The sequence below is a fragment of the Lyngbya sp. CCY1209 genome, assembly GCF_055795065.1.
In genome coordinates, this window is record NZ_JAYFER010000253.1 from 1 (window position 1) to 16,197 (window position 16,197).

15 protein-coding genes are annotated in these 16,197 nt (G+C 51.2%); 6 read left to right on the plus strand and 9 right to left on the minus strand.

The features are described from left to right. Positions 1–481: 481 nt before the first annotated feature. The gene (locus tag AC0QHF_RS06870; RefSeq protein ID WP_324703454.1) at positions 482–850 is read right to left on the minus strand and encodes a tRNA-binding protein; all 369 of its coding nucleotides are present in this window, start codon (positions 848–850) and stop codon (positions 482–484) included. 34 nt (positions 851–884) lie between these two features. Continuing rightward, entirely contained in the window at positions 885–1,070 is a 186-nt protein-coding gene (locus AC0QHF_RS06875) for a hypothetical protein (protein WP_324703455.1), read from the minus strand. Between the two features lie 645 nt (positions 1,071–1,715). Between AC0QHF_RS06875 and AC0QHF_RS06880 the strand changes: the two genes are divergently transcribed. After that, entirely contained in the window at positions 1,716–2,126 is a 411-nt protein-coding gene (locus tag AC0QHF_RS06880) for an ArsR/SmtB family transcription factor (RefSeq protein WP_324703456.1), read from the plus strand. 247 nt (positions 2,127–2,373) lie between these two features. Here AC0QHF_RS06880 and AC0QHF_RS06885 read toward each other — a convergent pair whose 3' ends face one another. Then, positions 2,374–3,660 (minus strand): FAD/NAD(P)-binding oxidoreductase, encoded by a 1,287-nt coding sequence (locus tag AC0QHF_RS06885; RefSeq protein ID WP_324703457.1) that lies wholly within the window; start codon positions 3,658–3,660, stop codon positions 2,374–2,376. Positions 3,661–3,799: 139 nt separating this feature from the next. Next, positions 3,800–4,675 (minus strand): MBL fold metallo-hydrolase, encoded by an 876-nt coding sequence (locus AC0QHF_RS06890; protein ID WP_324703485.1) that lies wholly within the window; start codon positions 4,673–4,675, stop codon positions 3,800–3,802. 235 nt (positions 4,676–4,910) lie between these two features. Here AC0QHF_RS06890 and AC0QHF_RS06895 point away from each other — a divergent pair, with 235 nt between their 5' ends. Genes AC0QHF_RS06895 through AC0QHF_RS06905 form a run of 3 tightly spaced genes read left to right on the plus strand, consistent with a single transcriptional unit; the run spans position 4,911 to position 8,573 of the window. After that, a complete protein-coding gene (locus tag AC0QHF_RS06895; RefSeq protein WP_324703458.1) occupies positions 4,911–6,308 on the plus strand; it encodes a hypothetical protein in 1,398 nt (465 codons plus the stop codon). A gap of 52 nt (positions 6,309–6,360) precedes the next feature. Further along, positions 6,361–7,272, plus strand: a complete 912-nt coding sequence (locus AC0QHF_RS06900; protein WP_324703459.1) for a hypothetical protein — start codon at positions 6,361–6,363, stop codon at positions 7,270–7,272. A gap of 41 nt (positions 7,273–7,313) precedes the next feature. After that, positions 7,314–8,573: a CHAT domain-containing protein gene (locus AC0QHF_RS06905; RefSeq protein ID WP_324703460.1), complete on the plus strand. Its 1,260-nt coding sequence runs from the start codon at positions 7,314–7,316 to the stop codon at positions 8,571–8,573. A 5-nt stretch (positions 8,574–8,578) separates the two neighbouring features. Here AC0QHF_RS06905 and AC0QHF_RS06910 read toward each other — a convergent pair whose 3' ends face one another. After that, positions 8,579–9,988, minus strand: coding sequence for a trypsin-like serine peptidase (locus tag AC0QHF_RS06910; protein ID WP_324703461.1), 1,410 nt, complete (start codon positions 9,986–9,988; stop codon positions 8,579–8,581). Positions 9,989–10,283: 295 nt separating this feature from the next. Here AC0QHF_RS06910 and AC0QHF_RS06915 point away from each other — a divergent pair, with 295 nt between their 5' ends. Continuing rightward, positions 10,284–12,044 (plus strand): pentapeptide repeat-containing protein, encoded by a 1,761-nt coding sequence (locus AC0QHF_RS06915; RefSeq protein ID WP_324703462.1) that lies wholly within the window; start codon positions 10,284–10,286, stop codon positions 12,042–12,044. Positions 12,045–12,046: 2 nt separating this feature from the next. Here the strand turns inward: AC0QHF_RS06915 and AC0QHF_RS06920 are convergent, their stop codons facing one another. The 3 genes from AC0QHF_RS06920 to AC0QHF_RS06930 form a co-directional block, all read right to left on the minus strand. Next, complete coding sequence (locus tag AC0QHF_RS06920; protein WP_324703463.1) at positions 12,047–13,489, minus strand: CHASE3 domain-containing protein; 1,443 nt, start codon at positions 13,487–13,489, stop codon at positions 12,047–12,049. A gap of 4 nt (positions 13,490–13,493) precedes the next feature. After that, positions 13,494–14,171, minus strand: coding sequence for a two-component system response regulator RppA (gene rppA / locus AC0QHF_RS06925; RefSeq protein WP_324703464.1), 678 nt, complete (start codon positions 14,169–14,171; stop codon positions 13,494–13,496). 123 nt (positions 14,172–14,294) lie between these two features. Beyond that, positions 14,295–14,675, minus strand: coding sequence for a DNA-binding protein (locus AC0QHF_RS06930; protein WP_324703465.1), 381 nt, complete (start codon positions 14,673–14,675; stop codon positions 14,295–14,297). A gap of 171 nt (positions 14,676–14,846) precedes the next feature. On the opposite strand from AC0QHF_RS06930, the gene AC0QHF_RS06935 reads away from it, so the two are divergent. Continuing rightward, on the plus strand, positions 14,847–15,683 hold the full coding sequence (locus AC0QHF_RS06935) for a nucleotidyltransferase (protein WP_324703466.1): 837 nt from the start codon (positions 14,847–14,849) through the stop codon (positions 15,681–15,683). Positions 15,684–15,711: 28 nt separating this feature from the next. Here AC0QHF_RS06935 and AC0QHF_RS06940 read toward each other — a convergent pair whose 3' ends face one another. Further along, on the minus strand, positions 15,712–15,987 hold the full coding sequence (locus AC0QHF_RS06940; RefSeq protein ID WP_324703467.1) for a type II toxin-antitoxin system TacA family antitoxin: 276 nt from the start codon (positions 15,985–15,987) through the stop codon (positions 15,712–15,714). Positions 15,988–16,197 lie beyond the last annotated feature (210 nt).

Below are 16,197 nucleotides of genomic sequence, written 5' to 3' on the forward strand. Positions count from 1 at the left end.
GTTCCCCGCTTCAATCCTAGGGTTGTGAATCCTAAAACTGGGGGTGGCTATCGCCTCCTCTCTTGAGGATTGTTAAATAATTGTTAAGATTCTCTACTTTTCCTCTTGACCCTGAGAGTTCCAACCTCGTTTAGTATCGTGTGATACCAAACTTCGGAACATACAGACAGTTATAAGGCTGTTCAGGGCTGTACCCCTTATGTCCACCCGAGTGGGTAGAAGCCTTACCGGGAGGTTATTTCGGGCATCTCAGCCCTATTTCGCTCCCGAACGAATCGCACCCTAATTTGAGTCTAACCGAAGCGAAGGTATTGTCGGTATTAGGGAGTCGGGAGTAGAGAGAAGTGAGAAATTTCTGATTCCTGACTTGTGACTCCTCACTCCTCTCTCAACGGGGAATCGAAAATTTAAAATCTACAATTGAAAATTCCCGACGCCCCCCCATATAGGGGTGAGGTCGGGATTTGAGCTCGCTTTGAGATCACAGTATCCGCCCCCCCGGGGGGACGTCGCGATCGGGCTTCACCAGGGCCACGGCTCCGCCGTCCATCACCACCCCCAACACCAGCACTTCGGACATGAAGTTGGCGACTTGTTTGGGGGGGAAGTTCGTCACCGCCAGAATTTGCTCTCCCACCAGGTCTGCGGGCTGGTACAACCGGGTTAAGCCGGCGCTGGATTTTTTGACCCCCAACTCTCCGAAGTCGATCCAGAGCTTGTAAGCGGGTTTGCGCGCCTCGGGAAAGGGTTCGGCTCGGATAATTTTGCCCACCCGAATTTCAACCGAGCTGAAGTCGTCGTAGCTGATTTCGGTCATGCGATCGCACCATTGAGGGACGGGCGGACGCATCCCTCAGTTGCGGATCTGTGGGGAAAACGCGCCGCTAACACACCCCATTGTCATAACATTCGAGGGGGCGTCTGTGAAAGGCGAGGGTCGCCGTCCCTTCCGGGTCGGATTCCCGGGACTGCACCGCGTCCTCCCGGGGCGAGGGTTCGGGCAACTGGGAGGGGGTCCCCCCGGAGGCGAACAGGCTGACAGATACGAACAGCGTCGATAACCACATCATGTTTTTCGATCTCCTTTTTTCAATCAGAACTTCGTCCATTTTTGTCGCGCTTCAGACTCGCTGCTCGGATTCTCGTTTCCATCCATTTCCGCACCGAAATGCGATCGCCATCTGTTCTGTTTTCGTCCGCAGGTGTCGTCCCGTTTCACTCCCTTTTATGATGACCAATCTCGGGTTTCCCACCCATCCCCTATTCGGGTTATCCCTCTGGCTGCCACGACCGATTGAGTTCGGTTTTCCCGACCACTCCCGATCGCGTTTCCATTGAAACGCCGAGTTTTGAAATCGAACTGAAGCGTTGATGAAAGTTTCCTGAGATGTCTGCCCAGACTTCGGGGGCGGTATCTTGACGAAATGCCGGGAACCGTCGCGATCGCCCCCCCTTTTCGAGTGATCCGGCGATCGCATCCCCTTTTCCCATCCCATTCCGCCGCTTTCGGGGCGGTTCCGGACATTACCGGGGCCCGCTACCGCGCCCATTTGACTCGAAAGGGTCCAAAATGGAGCCGGCGATCGAGTTCAAATTTGATATATCAACTTGTCATCTTTCGGCTGCGGTACAATAACTCATGGCAAAATGCTCTACCGTATGGTAATATACTGAGTATACGTCAAACCTATGTTGCTCCACTCACCTAATTCACCATGCCAAAACGTTCGCTGAAAAATGCATCATTTCGGTTCCAGTCTGCTTCCGACGAGTGCGGCGTCGCCAAACTCTCGCCCGAAGCGCTGACCCTGATGGCAGACTTTTTCAAAGTTCTCTCGGAAGTGAGTCGCTTGCAGATTGTTTGCTGTTTGAAAAGTGGGGCCAAAAATGTCACTCAAATTATTGAGGCGACAGGCTTGGGGCAAGCCAATGTTTCCAAACATTTGAAACTGCTCGCCCACGCCGGAATCGTGACTCGCAGCCAACAGGGGGTCAATGTTTATTACGAAATCGCCAATCCTTTTCTGTTCGAGCTGTGTGAGTTAGTGTGTGATTCTCTGTCCGTCCAGATCGACCAGCAACATCAACAATTTGAAAGGCTGCGGGTCCTTCAGGAGGCATTTTAACGCGATCGATCGCCGTCAATCCCGACACCGGGCCGTCCGGCTCGGTGTCGGGATTTATAGTGCGGGAGTCGGTATTAGGGAGTCGGTATTAGGGAATCGGGAATCGGGAATCGGGAATCGGGAATTTTAGATTTTAGATTCTTCCCAGCTTTGCCCCGGTCGCCCCGGTCGCCCCTGGGCCCCCCAAGCGACATTTTTCGGTGGAGAATGAAACGGTCTCCCCCTACACCCTACACACAGCGCCAGATCAGCGATCGCCGCCAGCTAAAGCATCCGCCTCGAAGGGTTTCCCTTTCAACATCCGGTTCCAGTACAGCCAGGGCAAAACGTACCGCTTCACCAGCCACATACTGTAGCGCTCTTGGGTGGGATCGAAGGGAAAACTCGATTTGGGAACTTTATCATAATCGAATTCGGCCATGATCGTCCGCCCGTAACCCGTCACCAGGGGACAGCAGGCGTAGCCGCCGTATTTTCCGCCCAACTCCCGGGACGCCTTCACCGACAGCAGGTTTTCCACCAACGCGGGGGCCTGCCGACGGATGGCGGCGGCGGTTTTGGAATTGGGGAGGGAGGAGGCGTCTCCCAAGCTGAAGACGTTGGGATAGACGTTGTGTTGGGTGGTGTATTTGTCCACGTCCACCCAGCCTTTGGATGGGCCTTCCTGGACGGCTAAGGGACTGTTTTTGATGAAGTCGGGGGCACTCATCGGGGGGGTGACGTGGATCATGTCGTAGGGGACGGCGATTTCCTCGACTCCGGCTTCCGTCGTTGTCTCGAAAATGGCTTCTTTGGTTTGGGGTCGGATCGCTTTCAAATTGTGCTGATATTTGACCTCAATATTGCGGCGATCGACGATTTTTTCCAGGGATTCGCAGTAGCCGGGGATTGCGAAAATTTTGGCGCCGGGGGTGCAGTAAATCACGTTGGTGCGATCGCGGACGCCGTTGCTTCTGAAGGTGTCGTCGGCGAGGTACATGATTTTTTGGGGCGCCCCCGCGCACTTGATCGGGGTGGCGGGGAAGGTGAAAATCGCGTTGCCGCCTTGGAAGTTTTTGAGGACTTCCCAGGTGTAGGGGGCGTAATCTTTGGAATAGTTGCTGGTGACGCCATCTTTGCCGATCGCGTCCTGGAGTCCCTCGATTTTGTCCCAGTCGATCTGAATTCCCGGACAGACGATCAAATAGTCGTATTCGATCCGCCGTCCGTCCTGGGTGACGACCCGATTTTGTTCGGGTTCAAAGGTTTGGGCCGCCGCCTTGATCCAGGTGGCGCCGGGGGGGATGCAGTCTTTTTCGTCCCGGATGGTGTCTTCGAGGCGGTAGGCACCTCCCCCCACCAGACTCCAGGCGGGTTGGTAGTAGTGCTTGTCGGAGGGTTCGATGATGGCGACATCCAGGGTGCGATCGCGCTCCAAAAGTTGGGCGGCGACGGTGATGCCGGCGGCGCCGCCTCCGACGACGACGATGGCATGACGTAGGGTATTTGCAACCGGTTGGGAAGTTTGACCTTCAGAAATCGGTGAATTTGACATGAAAATGGTTTTTGGATGTGAGCTAGACCGTTAAGAGTTTACGATTAAGTGGGAGAGATTGACAGGAACCATCAACAACTTTTAACAATTGCTGAACCTTAAAATCTCCACCTTCCAGAAGAAATAACTATTTAATCACTCAATCATGAGTTTCCATCCAGTCCAGACAGTCTTGCATTTTTTGTTTCATGGTTTCGCGATCGCAGTTCTGGCGTCGTCTGTGTCCGGGAAGCACCCATTCAAAGGAATAATTCGCCAATTTTTTTGTCGATTCGACCAATTCCGGCCAAGAATACCAGCAGACGTGGCGGAAGGCGTAGAGGTGATTTAAAGAGTCAGACCACGCCAGGTGATCGCCGCTGAATAAAAATTTATCGTCGTAGAGCAAAACCGTGTGTCCTTTCGTATGTCCGGGGACGGGAATAATCAGGCAGTCATCGTCGAATTGGATGGGTTCGCTTCCCGAGAGTTTGATTTCGACCGATCGCGTATTTTCGGTGATGTCATCTTCGTGGAGAATGCGATCGCACCCGAAATGTTGGCGAAATTTTTCGTGGTCGGCGACATCATCTTTGTGGGTCAAATAAAGATAGCGAATTCCCCCCATTTCTTCCAGACGCTTCACCAGGGGAGGGGAAAAGCGGGGGGAATCGACCAAAATATTTCCGGCGGTGCGATCGATAAAATAACTGGTGGCTCCGTAGGAGTTTTTCGAGTGGTAGCCGCAGTGATAAACGTTGTCATCTACCCGCAGGGGGAAACGGTTTTGAACGGTTTTAATATCTTTCGGTTTTTCGACGGTGCCGATGGAAGCTGTCGGACAAGCCAGCAACGCTTCCATCGCTTTGATGCGTTCTTCTTCCGTCCCGGGTTGGTGATAAACCGCCGACTGTTCGCCGGAACGATTGAAGATTTTCGGAGCCATCCAGCGGCAGGTGTCGCAGTCGATGCAGGTGCGATCGACGTAAAAATTTCCTTCGATATTTTCCGGCCGTCGCTGTTTCAATTGAGCCATATTATCTTCTCGGTTCGTCGTCTTAATCATACTGTCAATTTTATGATATCGAAATCTGGGATAGCAGTTTGCGATCGAGTCCGATCTGGAAAATCTCCCTAAATCCCCCTTCGCCAGGGGGACTTTAAATTCAAAATTGTCGGGAATGGGTTTTCCGGTGATTGAATGAGAGAGGTGGAGTCGTGTCGAGATGGCGATCGCGGCTTCGGGTGACAAATCAGTTGGGAGAACCGGGATGAAGTGCTTAAAATCTGCCTTGGCGAGTTTGCTCGTTCCTGCGACAATGCTGTTTTCGGGTGGGATGGCGGGGGCCCAAACCGTCGAACCGGAGCGGTTGACCATTTCCGGCAACCGCGCCACGGTGCAAACCCGCCAGCTTTATATTAAGACGGATACCCCCATCGAAGAGTTGCAGGTGATCCCCTTCGACGTGAACGGAACCGACGGGGTGTCGGTGTTTCCGGGGAGTGCGATCGCACCCGGAGAGTTGCAGCCGATTTTGGGAAAACCCGAAGAGGCGATCGTGCCGGTGGAATTTAACTTCCGAAAGGTGCCGGACAGCGGAGAATTTGTCGGGACTTTGCGGCTGAGTTACGCCGGGGGACAACTGGCGGTTCCGGTGACGTTGCGCGTCAAGGATCATTGGTTTTTTCCCCTGTTGATGCTGTTGGCGGGGACGGGGTTGGGAATTGCCGTTTCGGTGTACCGATCGCAGGGACGGCCGAGGGATGAAATATTGATCCGGGTGGGACAGTTGCGGGTTCAGATGGAGGAAGATCCGGACTTGGAAAAGGCGTCGGCGTTTGAAAGTCGCATCCAGGCTTTTTTAATCGAGGTGAAGATGGAACTTCAGGGGGAAAATTGGGAGGAGGCGAAGAAAATTATCGACGATGCCGAGGCGATTTGGCGGCGCTGGGTGATGGGACGTTTGGATTGGTTGGCGCAGTTTGAATACAGCGATCGCCTCAAGGAAAAGTTGAACGAATACGACGCGAGTGCGACCTTCGTGCGGACGATGAATTGGAATTTGCAGGAAATCCTCAACAGTGCGCCGGATTTGGAAAGTCCGGTACAATTGCGGGAAAAATTGGAGGCGATCGCCCAGCAAATTAACAGTTACGTCCCCCTCAAAGAAGAGGTCAAACAACTGCAAAAATTAATTCCCACCCTCCCCGACGACGAGGAAAAACCCCTCGCCGACATCATCCGGGAACTCGACCGCAATATCGACGCTTCCACACCCCCGGAAATTGAAACCGATCGAATTATTTCCGAGGAATTGCAAAAGCTGAGACTCAAAGTCGGCGAACTGAATCCGGCGGCGTGGGAATGGGTGTCGAGTTTGCCTTTAATTTCACCGCCGCCGATCGCGCGATCGGACTCCTCCTGGAATCAACAAGCTCAGGGTGCAAATGTGCGCCTGAAAAGCTTCATTTGGACGAGTTATGCCGTGGCGGTGGTGCTGTTGGCGGGGGCGGGATTCAGCGAGTTATATGTGGATAATACCACGTTCGGATCGAATCCCTGGAAGGATTATTTTGCACTGATGGCTTGGGGATTTGGGGCGGAAGCGACCCGGGACGCGATCGCGAAAGTCGTCCAAAGTTGGGGGTTGCCGGGGTTGAATCCGTAGGATATCGCCGATTTTTAGATCATTTTAACGGAGATTTGGAGGTCAAAAGAAGATGAATGATTTCGACAAATATCCCGATTTTGAGGAGTGCGATCGGTTGCTGCGACAGTTGATCGATGAGGTGACATATTGGAAATCTGATTTGGCGGGGGGACGACAAGTCGCCCTGGGAGATACGGCCCTCGAACGGCTGTTAAAGACGGAAATCACGTTCGGAAATCCCCGAGATAAACTGATTCGTTTGACCGAGGATAATTTTCAGAGTGGCGGTGGGAATCTGAGTGAAATTTATCGGCGGCAAATGGCGGACACCCACGATTTTTATTCGATGACATTGACGGTGAATTTGCGTCCCAAACCGGGGGTGCAGTTTCGGCGGCTGTGTTGCGAGTTGGACTGGAGTCCGAAAGGGGAAAAAGAGGCGATCGTCCAGGGGATGTTTCCCAAAAATGAGTGGCGGACACTGATGGAATGGGGCGCCGGAATGGATTTGGGTTTGAATGAAAATTTGGATTGGACGGTGGGTGTGGATAGTTCGAGTTTGGGGGAAATTGCCCGCCTTCCCGGAGAGTTAAAGGGAAAAGTTTCCAGCAAAAATGACCTGAAAGCGTTCGTCGTCGTCCCCAATTATCAATATCAGATCGGGCGGTCGGAAATCACGGCGTTGGGGGAAGGAAGTTCGACGTGTTACTGGTATATCAAAGATGCCGATATGCAAAAAAGGAGGAGTTTGGAATTGTCGGTTTTGTTTAAAGTTCCCCGGGGAGTTGGGGCGGTGCAATTGCGGGGCGTGGTTTGGGCGGAACCGAATATGAATTGGTTGACTGCCGATTTGAAAGAAGTGGTTCGGGAATTGAGCGATCGCCTGCGTTTTTTGTTGAAAAGTAAGGACGAAGCCGAGCGAAAATTAGCCCGAGGTTTGTCGGAAACCTGGGATTTGACGTTGCCGAATGCCGTCAATTAATGGGGCTTTTTTATGTGCAATATGATTTGGGAGGGACGGAGATGAAATCTGATTATTCGACGTATTACACATATCAAATAAAGGTGGTCAGCCGAGAACGAGTTCAGGTGAAAAAATGGGATAATCGGCATCAGTCTTTGGGGGAACCGGCGGGAGTGTTGCGGGCATCCCACCGGGAACGGGCGGCGGAATTGTTGAAGGTTGCCCGGGACAACCTCCTCGACAATGCCGGCGAATCCCGCCGTTTGGGGGAGGCTTTATTTGAGTTGCTGTTCGACGAGGTTTTGGGGCAGGATTTTGTCAATTTTTACTATCAGGTGATTCAGCGAGAACGGCAGATCGTGCGAATTGAATTGGATATTGACGAACATCTGTTTCCGGATTTGGCGGCTTTTCCTTGGGAGTTTTTGTGTCTGCCCCAGCAGATGAATTTGGGGACGATTTGGCTGGGAACCGATCCGCATTTGGTGTTGTCGAGGCGGCGATCGCAGTGGATTCCGGCCCAACCGATCCGGTTGAAAAGCCGGGAAAAATTACGCATCGCCCTGGCGATCGCGGCTCCGGAGGATCTGGCTGCCGTCGCCTATGAGAAAGTGGAAACGGCTTTGGAAAAATTGAGTCAAAAATCCGATTTGTGGGAATTGATTCCGACTGTCAATCCGGCGACTCCGGAGGCGATCGACGAGATTTTGGAACGAGAACCCCACCTGTTCCATTTGATCGGACACGGGCGGTTTGAAAATGAAGACAATCGGGCGATCGGGCAAATTGCATTGGTTGACGATTTGAATGAGGCGATGTGGGTTGATGCCGACTATTTTAGCGAATTGTTTAACCGCCATCGTCCGGGTGTGGTGATGTTGCAGGCTTGCGAAGGGGGGATGCTGTCCGCCTCCGAGGCGTTTGTCGGGGTGGCTTCGCGGTTGGTTCAGCAAAATATTCCGGTGGTTGTGGCGATGCAGTATGAAGTTTCCAATGTAACCGCGAGTCGGTTTTCTCGCTGCTTTTACGAACGGTTGTCTCGGGGGGAAGCGGTGGATATTGCCGCCCAGGAAGGACGGCGGGCGATCGCTTTGAGTCCCACCCAATATCGCCGGCGAGATTTTGCCACCCCGGCGATCTGGATGCGGGTGGCGGATGGGTTTTTATTCGGGCGATCGGCCCCTTCAAAAGCGGAAGTAAATGCACCCCAAACTACGGGAAATACTTTCCAAATTTATGATAGCAAAATTGGCGAGCTTGCCGGCTCAAACATTTTTCACTTCACCGCCAATTTGGACTCCGATCAACCTCGGAGTTGACGAATTTAAAAAACGCTCATGTTGGGAGGAGAATAGGGCGTGGAGATATAATCATTATCGCCGTCGCCCAAAAAATTCGAGGCATCGGGTTGGTCGATGAAATAGCGGATAAAATTCAAAATTTCATCGGCGATCGGATCGGTGGGAGGGCGTTTTTGCATGGCGGGGTTATAACGTCCTTCTTGAATGGCTCGTTCCATCGCTTGCCGGTTCAGTTGCTCGGCTTGCTCTTTCAAATCTTCGACAATCCGACAAATTCTGATCCCTTGCTGTTGGAGAATTTCAAAGCTTTTTCCACCGTCCCTCATGACGGGTTTATTATTTTCATCGAGTTGGGGAATGGCGGCGTGATGGAGTCCAACCAGTTGCCATTGTTGATTGAAAACCGGGCTTCCCGAGGAGCTAAAATCGGCATCGGCTTCGTACCGAATAAAATTGGAATCCATCTCTAACATTCGGTTGTAGGACAGGGCAACTTGTTTTCTTGTCCCTTTCGGATGCTGGATAATATTGACGGGATCTCCGGGAAAATCGTCGTCAACATCGAGTGAAAATTCCCGCTTAAATTCTGGCGTAATTGGTGGGGAAACTAGCGTCCTGTCGGTACTCATCTGAATCCAACTGAAGCGATCGCCCGCCTTGCCTAATATTTCCAAATTTTTATCTTTCGGCTTCGGCTTTAACTTGAGCAAGCTATAGTCCAACTGGGGACAGGTCACAAAAAATGTCTCATCTATTTCGTATGCGATCGGAACAATTTTTCGCCCATAAACATCCTGCTCGTAGCCAAATTGTGCCAGACATTCCACCGCGACTTCGCCATTTGGAATGACGTGGTGATTTGTCAGTAGGTAGCTATTGCCCACCATAAATCCGGTTCCGATGGGTATGGGCCGCAAGTCTTCGATAATCTGAGGGTTGTCATTTAAGCACTGACTGGGAAGTTGGCCGTCTATCTCAAACCTTTTGTAAAAATTTTCGACATCGCTCTGACTCCGTTCCCCCACCGCAAAAACTTCGGCAATTTCTCTTGCCGTCAAGTGATTTTGCTTTCCCGCTAGTTGGGTATCAATCTCGGCAATTTTTTCCGCCAACTTGTGACAGCTATCTGCGGAGAAATGGCGGACGAGACGACAGACGGCAGAAGCCCGCTTCATCCCCAATTCTAGAAAGGCGATGGGCAGGAAGTCGGGGTACTCAAAAACGGCACTGATTAAAGATTGGGAGTCGGGGTCGTGACGAGCTTTAAAAATTTCGTACAGTTCTTGCGGCCCCAATTGTCTCGGTTGGGATCGAGGGTCATCTGGAAAGGTGTCTTGCATCGAAGGAATATTAGCCAGAAGCGTCCAGACTAAAGGCGTGGGAAGAAACCAGGTTGTAATCACCTGGGATGGGAATCCTTGAGTTCGATTCATAGCTTTGTATCGATTCAAATTTAACGACAATGAAAAATGATAGGATGGGTCAAGCTCTGACCCAGTTGCATCAACTTGAGCTATTATTAAAATGTGGCGAGAGTCACCCCAAAAGTATAGTTATCTATCAATGCACAAACCCAATGACTTGAAGCTCAAGATAGCTCAATTTGCTTTTTTGATTGTAATTCCTATCCTGTCCATTCTATCAACTCTGCTGAGTAGTTGGGTAGGGGGAACTACATTTCTTAACTTAACGACACAAACGGCAACATATTGGGAATCGACTTCATTTATGCTGGCCGTCGTTATGATCTGGATTTTCGCGACGATTCGGCGGGGATTGGTGGCGGGTGTCAAATCTGCGACTTGGGCTTTATTATTCTCTTTAATTGTGGCAACGATCGCCATTTTCGCCCATTGGATAGACCCCGATCCGGTCTATTTGCTTTCGATTTTAATTTTTTCAATTTTAGGAATCGCTTTTGTTGCCGTCGGTTTGGCAATCCAGATTTTTTTGTTTTATTCGATCGCAAATGTTTTCTTCAAGTCTCAAAATCTCTTGAGAGCGATCATTTTTGTCGTGGTGGTGTTGACGGCGATCGCCACCGGACTGTTTCTCTCCTCTCCCCCAGCTTTGGACAATCCGAATTATCAAATTTCCGACCCGTCTTTATGGGTGCGATCGGGTACAATTTTGGGATGCGTATTATCCGGAATTGTATTATCCGCGATCGCCGCAAAAATGACCCGATTTGATACCGAATACCGGCCGAACTTGCGGCGGTTTAAACAACTCGCGATCGCGGCAAGTTGTTGGGGAGGAGAGTCATTTTATGACCTAGATTTGAGCCGTGTAAACTTTAGAAATGCCGACTTATCAAATACCGACTTGAGGGCGAAAAAACTGTATCGGACTTGCTTTCAAGGCGTCACCGGATTGAAGCGAGCCCGGGTGGACGATCGCTATTTAGATTTGCCAAATCCCCAAGTTCAACACCTGCTCACGAAAGGATATTCGGACGCGAAAGACTTCAGCCACGTCAACCTCAGAGGTGCTTATTTGCAAAACGCCGATCTGAGTCAATTCAATTTGACGGATGCCGAATTAACCGGCGCCGATTTAAAAGCCGCCGACTTGCGGGGGAGCTTATTGATGAGAACTCAAATGATCGACGTCGATTTAACCGGGGCAAAATTGACGGGATGCTGCGTCAAAGATTGGAGCGTCAACAGCCAAACCGACTTCACTCACGTCGAATGCGATTACGTTTATCGAGAGATCGATGAAGACGGCAAGTTCTGCGATCGCTTCCCGCAGAATCGCGACTTCGAGCCCCGGGAATTTGAGTCTTTATATCAGGAAGTGGAAAATGTCATCGAGCTCATTTTTAAAGAGGGAGAAGATTGGCGAGCGGTACTGTTCAGCCTGAAACAGATTCAGTTTGAAGATGAAGGGTTGGGATTGGAACTGAAAGGAGTGGAGCGGCGGGGCGATCGCTGGGTTGTGAAAGTCACTTACAATCCCCAAAGAGATAAAGCAGAGGTGGAAAAACGCCTCGATCGCGTCGTGGAAGAGATGCAAAAGCAACTGGCTGCCAAGGAACAACAAATCAATCAAATTTTGGGAATTGCCACCCATCAATCGGAAACCTTAAAAAATCAATCGGCGGCTTTAAAAGCGTTCAGTCAAAAATCTTTTGGCAACAGTTTTATTATCACCGGAAGTCAAATTCAAACCTTGGCGGGCACCGACGTGATCGAATACAACGAAGCATCCCAGCAAATTCGCAGTTGGGTGGCGAACTGTGGCGATCCCGAAAAAAATCGACCCATTTCGGAGCGTTTTTTAACCCAGTTAAACTCGGAAAATGTGACGGCGGAACAGCAAGCCGAACTGATCGAACAAGTTTTACTTGCCGAAGCCAAAACAGAATCATTTTTCAGACAATTTTTACAGCAGCAAGGCTCGGAGTTCGTCGATCGCCTGCCGGAAACCGCCCTCTCAATGGCGCTGCGAAATGCGATCGCAAAGCTGTCCGAAGCCCCGGAATAGCCTCAATTTAAAATCGGCAATTTTAGGGTAAATGTGGAACCTTTTCCGAGGCTACTGTCCGCGCCAATTTCGCCCCCGTGAGCCCGGACAATTTGATCGGCGATCGCCAATCCCAACCCGAATCCGCCGGAGGCTTTGGAACGCTTCAGATCGGCGCGATAAAAGCGCTCGAAGACGTGGGGCAGTGCCTCCTCTGAAATGCCGATGCCGGTATCGGACACCCAAATTAACGCCCGTTCCTCCTCTGTCTTCAAACCCAGTTCGATGCTTCCCCCGGCGGGGGTGTAGCGGCAGGCGTTGCTGAGGAAGTTGGCGATCGCCTGCCGCAGCAAATTGGCATCTGCCCGCACTAAAATCGGGCGATCGGGTAGCTCTTTTGTCAGTTGCAAAGATTGATTTTTCGCCTGGGGTAGCCATTCCGAAAATAAATTTGATAAAAGCCGGGTTAAATCCACCGTTTGCATCGATTCGTCAGCCAACAGCCCTTCGTGCCTCGCCAGAAATAACAGTTCTCCCACCAGGGAACTCATGTGTTTGGTGATGCCGACGATTTTTTGCAGGCGATTTTCAACCGATACGGGGATTTCTTCGAGGTCATCAAAATCCATCAATACCACCTGGGCATTGCTCAAAACGGCAGCCAAAGGTGCCCTCAATTCGTGGGAGGCATTGGCGGTAAATCGTTGCAGTTGATCGCAGACATTTTCCAAACGTTGATTGCTTTGGCGGAGATTTTCTTCCCGCTCCGCCAACTCCCGCTCCAATTGATAGAAAAGATGGACGGCAAAAGCCGCCGCGATCGTGCCGATCGCCACTGAAATGCACATAAAAATCCAAGTCAGTTGCCGGTAAAAATCGCGGTGTCGGATGCGTTTTATCAACAGTTCTTCCTCGGTTTCTGCGAAGCGATCGATTTCCCTACGAGCGGCGTCCATCGTCGCTTTTCCCTCGTCCAACCAGTCGTAAAGAGATGCCGCCGGCACCAAAACATCCGCCGTTCCGCGAATTCGTTTTAAGTCTTTTTGAAGGGCGAGTTTCTGTTTGAAAATCTCCAAGTTTTCATTAACAATTGCGCGGATATCCTGCATTTCGTGGGTTTGGTGCGGGTTGTCTTGCACCAAATTTTCTAACTGATCCAAAGAATCGGGAATCACTGCGATCGCGCGATCGTAAGGTTCCAAAAATTCATCCCGCTGCGTCAGTCCGTACCCGCGAACTCCCGTTTCCGCATCGATCAACGCATTTAAAAGCTGTTTCGTTTCCAGCCGCACCGTCTGGGTGTGCTGCACCCAAGCTTCATCTTCCACCAGGTTGGATTTCAACCAGGCGAAGGCGGATAAAGTGGTAAATAAAAAGGTGACGGGAATGGCGACGATCGCCGTCCCACGAACGCGAATTGGCAGGGCGATCCAGCGCTTTTGAACTGTTTTGATAAGATCTGTCATTTTCTTATAAAGAGGGGGGTTCCAGGCGATAACCCGTGCCGTAAACTGTCTCGATCCAAGTGTCGATTCCCAACTCCCGCAGCCGTTGACGCAGCCGTTTGACTCGGGCGACGACGGCGTTGCTTTCCGGTTCTTCTCCCCACTCCCAAAGGGCTTGTTCGATCTGGTCGCGGGTGAGTACCTGCCGGGGATGTCGCATCAGATATTCGAGAAGTTGAAAGTCGCGACTTTTCAATTTTAATTGTTGGTCGTTCCACTCCAAACACATGGTATCGAGGTACAACAATAACCCGTTCACTTCCAAGGAATCACCGCACCAAAGGGGCGATCGCCGCCGCAGTGCCCGCACCCTCGCCAGCAATTCTTCCAAGTCCACGGGTTTCACCAAATAATCGTCCGCCCCGGCGTCGAGTCCCGTCACTTTATCCGTCGTGGTATCCTTCGCAGTCAGCATCAGGACGGGGGAGGATTTCCCCATTTTTCGATAGTGCCGACACAAAATGATCCCGTCTTCTCCGGGCAACATCCAGTCCAAAATCAGCAGGTCGTAGTCTTTTTCACCTATCAGCCAGCGGGCGTTGATTCCATCTTCGACGGCATCGACAATGTGTCCCGATCGCGTCAGGGCGGCGTGGAGGGGTTCGAGTTGTTCCGGATCGTCTTCTACTAGCAAAATCCGCATTTTTGACAGTCGAATAAATCGGCAGGTCGCGCCCGATCGCAATACCCGTTTGGGCGATCGCAAATCGGCTCTGTTATGATTATTCAGTTATTCTATCACATCCATTTCAATTTTTAATGACTGTCAATCGCGATCGCGTCCCCTCCGTCCGCCCGCCCAAGGTGGGGGTCCTTCCGCATTGCGAATCCGGATCACTTCTCCGTTATCGCGGGTGATACTGTAGGCATCGAAATCATAGTCGTCGTATTCGCCGACGACCTTCACCTTTTCCCCTTCTCGCAGCGAGATTTGGTGATACCAACGCGGCCCCGCATCGACGATGATTTGTCCGGTTCCGTCATCCAAAATAAATTCATTGCCGACGACGCTGCGAACCGTCCCGTAAATGCTCACGCCCGAATGACGCTGCAAATTCCCGATGGGAGTCTGGGCTTGAATGGGGGGATGACCGCCGGTTAAAATGGTAGAGGCGATCAGTAGTGCAGCCGTATATTTCACGATCATTTAACTGTATAAATTGGGTTGAACGGAATGATAAACCCAAATGATGACTGAAAAATGACCGGGACTCGGACGGTGGCGGCTGAGAATTGACGGGGAAATGTTCTCCGTTCATATTTTTGTCATTTTCCGATGGTAGAATTGGTTTTCAAAGGGTTGTAATGAGTTTCAGTCGTGAATCGAGTTGTCAAAATTGGCTCTACTTTACCGGTCGATGCGCGGGGATTTATCGTCCGCCGAGCCAGTCCCCATCAAATTGTTTCCCCCTGGCGATCGCTTATCGATGAGATTACCAGAGCTTATCGCATTCACTGGGGCGATCGCGTTCGCAGTATTTATATTCGTGGCTCCGTCGCCGCCGGACAGGCGATTTTGGGCGTTTCCGATGTCGATAGTTTTGCCGTAGTTTCGGGAGATTATCAACAGTGCGATCGCAGTTGGTTCGATTGTTTCAATCGAGAAATAACGCTCCGATATCCCTTTTGTAAAGGCGTGGAATTGTCCGCCATTTCCCGCGATCGCCTCTTGGATTGTTCCGACGATGGCTATTGGGGACTGCGGATGCTCATCGCCACCCAGTCCGCCTGTATCTGGGGGGAAGATATATCCGAACATCTCCCCAAATTCAAACCCGATATCGATGCCGTCAGCCACGCTTTCGACCTCCGAGACGATATCCGACAAGTCATGTCCGACCTGTCGAATCGCGTCCCCCAAATGCCCCCGGAAGAACGCAGTGCCTACACTCAAAAAATCTGTCAGTGGATCGCGAAACGGATCGTGCGATCGGGCTTTGAAATCGTCATGGAGAAAAAACAGTGCTACACCCGCGATTTATATCCCTGTTATCAGATTTTTGTCGAATCTTATCCGTCGCGACAATCGACAATGTATCGGGCTCTAACTTGGGCGATCGAACCCACCGACGATTCTCAAGCGATCGGCGATTTTTTGCACGATTTTGGAACTTGGTTGGCGGACGAAATCGATCGCGTTTATCCGCCCGAGTGAGCGATCGTCTCACCCCTGGCATTATCTTTTATTCCCACGGCGCTTTAAAATTTGCCGTTTTTTGCAACCCCTCATTCGGGACGGGTTCCGCATCCAAAGCAGCTTGAAACGCTTCCCATTGGCGATCGCCCAGGAAAAACATTTGGCGATCGAGGAAAGCCTCTTGAGCCGCCGCCGTAGCCGCATCCAAAATAAAATCAATACGGGTTTTCCCTTGCCATTGGGCGGCGCGATCGATGAGATCGAGCTGCTCCTCATCAATCTGTATACGGATCGATTGAGTTTTCTGATGGGGTAAAGTCATAATCTTGCAGGTATCGCGCTCATATATTCACTAATTTCAACAGTACAGCAATTTTCAATTCGGTGAGGTACGGGAGTTAAATTTAAGTCCCCCTTGTCAAGGGGGATTTAGGGGGATCGGATTGGTGGCATTGCAGGGGATTGGCGGCAACCCTATAAGGTTGCCCCCACGATATTGCAGGATATTGGCCGGCAACCGGGGACGCCTGCC

Bases quoted from the DNA above. Each gene is read 5' to 3' on its own strand.
- AC0QHF_RS06870 (WP_324703454.1), bottom strand. From the start codon at position 850: ATGCGTCCGCCCGTCCCTCAATGGTGCGATCGCATGACCGAAATCAGC.
- AC0QHF_RS06875 (WP_324703455.1), bottom strand. From the start codon at position 1,070: ATGATGTGGTTATCGACGCTGTTCGTATCTGTCAGCCTGTTCGCCTCC.
- AC0QHF_RS06880 (WP_324703456.1), top strand. From the start codon at position 1,716: ATGCCAAAACGTTCGCTGAAAAATGCATCATTTCGGTTCCAGTCTGCT.
- AC0QHF_RS06885 (WP_324703457.1), bottom strand. From the start codon at position 3,660: ATGTCAAATTCACCGATTTCTGAAGGTCAAACTTCCCAACCGGTTGCA.
- AC0QHF_RS06890 (WP_324703485.1), bottom strand. From the start codon at position 4,675: ATGGCTCAATTGAAACAGCGACGGCCGGAAAATATCGAAGGAAATTTT.
- AC0QHF_RS06895 (WP_324703458.1), top strand. From the start codon at position 4,911: ATGAAGTGCTTAAAATCTGCCTTGGCGAGTTTGCTCGTTCCTGCGACA.
- AC0QHF_RS06900 (WP_324703459.1), top strand. From the start codon at position 6,361: ATGAATGATTTCGACAAATATCCCGATTTTGAGGAGTGCGATCGGTTG.
- AC0QHF_RS06905 (WP_324703460.1), top strand. From the start codon at position 7,314: ATGAAATCTGATTATTCGACGTATTACACATATCAAATAAAGGTGGTC.
- AC0QHF_RS06910 (WP_324703461.1), bottom strand. From the start codon at position 9,988: ATGAATCGAACTCAAGGATTCCCATCCCAGGTGATTACAACCTGGTTT.
- AC0QHF_RS06915 (WP_324703462.1), top strand. From the start codon at position 10,284: ATGCTGGCCGTCGTTATGATCTGGATTTTCGCGACGATTCGGCGGGGA.
- AC0QHF_RS06920 (WP_324703463.1), bottom strand. From the start codon at position 13,489: ATGACAGATCTTATCAAAACAGTTCAAAAGCGCTGGATCGCCCTGCCA.
- rppA (WP_324703464.1), bottom strand. From the start codon at position 14,171: ATGCGGATTTTGCTAGTAGAAGACGATCCGGAACAACTCGAACCCCTC.
- AC0QHF_RS06930 (WP_324703465.1), bottom strand. From the start codon at position 14,675: ATGATCGTGAAATATACGGCTGCACTACTGATCGCCTCTACCATTTTA.
- AC0QHF_RS06940 (WP_324703467.1), bottom strand. From the start codon at position 15,987: ATGACTTTACCCCATCAGAAAACTCAATCGATCCGTATACAGATTGAT.